Raw genomic sequence first — 2,400 nt, forward strand, 5'->3', positions numbered from 1 at the left:
AGGCATTATCCAATGCTTACTTAAAATCTCAGGGGCTTTATGAATTGCGCGATGGATGGATCAAGCTTCACCATTCTCAGTGAAACGCCCTGTGCGGATCCGCATGCAGGGTGTTGTGGGGGCTGAGGGTTAGAGACCCTCGGCTACCCGATTAAATGCGGCTAGCACGGAATCACCGAGAATGCTGAACCTACGGCATTTGCTATGCCATTTATTACTTCAGTTGTGACTCTAGCTTTATTAAGCGCTATATCCACCAATACGCCAAATAATACAGCGATATAAGCTAAGTACCCAAACCCCATATAGTCATTATATAGAATGGTGTAGAACCAATCTTGGCCAAATATGTATATCGCTGACGCCAGAATGGTAGCTGTAAGCAAAAGCACTCCAGGCAAAAATAAGTGCGCAATCGCTTTCGGCTTGGCTAAAGAAACGCCAAGTAGAATCAAAAACATCAAAAAGTTTGATCCAAGAAATATACGAAGATCAAGCTTCAAATTACTAACAATTTCAATGTACTTTCCCTTTATAAGATTACCTAGAGTATCTTGGGCGATTTCAATGCTCTTAATGCGATCTAAGTATCCGGAAGTAATTGACTGAGCTAACGCTTTTTTTCGCTCGCAATCATAGCCACACATTGAAGCGATAACACTAGCGATTTTTTCAGGGAGATCGTTGGCAAGGTCTTCTTGGATTTGCTCAGACTCTACTCCGAGCCTTTTGGCAATACTTAGAGCCTTGTTTGTAACGCTAGATTCGCTTATACGCTGCTGCTTTTCCCGCACTTCTTTTTCTATCTGGTATTTAACGAACCCCTTTGCGGATTTTTCAATTTTTTCCGGCGATACGTATGTAACGGCGAATAAAACACCAAAAAGTAAAATTCCAAATAATCCGATTGATCGTAACGTAGTACTCATAGCTTCCTTAGCATTTAACGCCCTGCAGCAGCAGCCGGAGTGCAGGCGATTGATTTTGTGTAAGCGTAGCGACCAACACAAAAACAAGCGCCGAAACGGAGGTCATGCTGGCTGAGTTGGTTATGTGCTACCACCACAGTAATTATTCACCCACAAATTTTGACAAGCCAAAACAACTGGCGCCGATAACTAAGAATATGACCCCAACCCTAACTAAATTTACACCATCTACAGGCACAACCTTATAGAACTGTTGATCGCTACCACCCACTCCCGAGCTATTAAGGCTAATCCCACCTACTGGTAGAAAATCACTTCCTATCGCCAGCACACCAACAAATAGCATTACAGCAGCAAAAACCTTTAAAGTAACCCTTAACACCTTAATACCGCTCCAATTTTGAATTGCACTTACTGTTTTTAATTGGCCACATAACGCCTTTGGCATGGGCCGCATTGCTGCGAAGCAGCGTATTTAGCGGTCCAGCACGCAGTGCGAATATGCCCAAATTTGTTAAATGTCTTTACCACAATGCTTATTATCCAATTTGGTAAGTTTTGACTGATACTCACTTATTGACTCTGATACCAGTATCTCAAAGTAATCCTGATTGAAATTACCTTTTATAATCCTATCTTTAAGTACGCTAATCGCTTCGCAGAACTCAGACTTGGCTATTTGGGACCTTTTTGATTCATCGCTTTCATTTAGTATGAGCCCTAAGGTAGAAATCTCCGACGCATAGACCGACATAAACACTGCTTCATTCCCCTTGGATACCTCTTTACTCAACAGGTATATACCTACACTAAAGACAACAGAGGCAGTTACAAAACCCAAAAAGAATGAGACTTTCTTATTCATAGACATTTAACGCCCAACATAAAGGGCCGCAGCGCAGCTGCGGTCCAAGCCCGTAGGGCGACTTTTGATGTTTTTGTTATGTGTTTTTATACTTGCGAGCACAATATGATTCCCAGACTCTATAAACTAGATATGCCCCTATTAAACCAACCTCTGTTGAGGCTTTAAAACCATCTTCAGGGTTTGAGCTTATCAACCTGCTGCCCGAGATTTCTAAGTAAAGCGAAACTGATACTGTTGCAGCCACTCCCAACCAGAAGCCAAATGAATTGCCTCTAGCTGTATAAAAAATAAATGGGAACAAGAAGCCAAAATAGACCATGAACTCGGATATGTACGCTGTATCTGCAAGACCTACAGTGAAAAGTTTAAATACTACAGCAAAAAACCCACAGGCAAAGAGCTGCAAGCTCCTCCTTCGGGTATCAAGTTCCTTTTGGTTAATATCGCTCAAATCGTAATTCCAAGTTATTCAGACACATAACGCTTACAGCAGTTGAGCGCATTGCGCATCAACTGCCTGTTTTTGTGTACGCCCAGCATGGGCATGAACTAATGAGGTGAAAGTCCTCTGTAGGAAGGTCACCATCCATAGCGATTTATATC

The 2,400-nt window shown here is 42.2% G+C and carries 3 protein-coding genes; all 3 read right to left on the bottom strand.

Annotation, left to right across the window (positions count from 1 at the left end; genetic code table 11):
• Positions 1-161: 161 nt before the first annotated feature.
• A complete protein-coding gene (locus A3773_RS16635) occupies positions 162-929 on the bottom strand; it encodes a hypothetical protein (protein ID WP_067988580.1) in 768 nt (255 codons plus the stop codon).
• A gap of 142 nt (positions 930-1,071) precedes the next feature.
• Positions 1,072-1,377, bottom strand: coding sequence for a hypothetical protein (locus A3773_RS16640; protein WP_067988583.1), 306 nt, complete (start codon positions 1,375-1,377; stop codon positions 1,072-1,074).
• Positions 1,378-1,870: 493 nt separating this feature from the next.
• On the bottom strand, positions 1,871-2,248 hold the full coding sequence (locus A3773_RS16650; RefSeq protein ID WP_067988590.1) for a hypothetical protein: 378 nt from the start codon (positions 2,246-2,248) through the stop codon (positions 1,871-1,873).
• Positions 2,249-2,400: the final 152 nt, after the last annotated feature.

It is taken from the genome of Neptuniibacter pectenicola (assembly GCF_001597735.1).
In the GTDB taxonomy this organism is placed as follows: Bacteria; Pseudomonadota; Gammaproteobacteria; order Pseudomonadales; family Balneatricaceae; genus Neptuniibacter; species Neptuniibacter pectenicola.

Excerpts from the sequence above, each read along its gene's own strand:
- A3773_RS16635 (WP_067988580.1), bottom strand. The coding sequence starts at position 929 with ATGAGTACTACGTTACGATCAATCGGATTATTTGGAATTTTACTTTTT.
- A3773_RS16640 (WP_067988583.1), bottom strand. The coding sequence starts at position 1,377 with ATGCCAAAGGCGTTATGTGGCCAATTAAAAACAGTAAGTGCAATTCAA.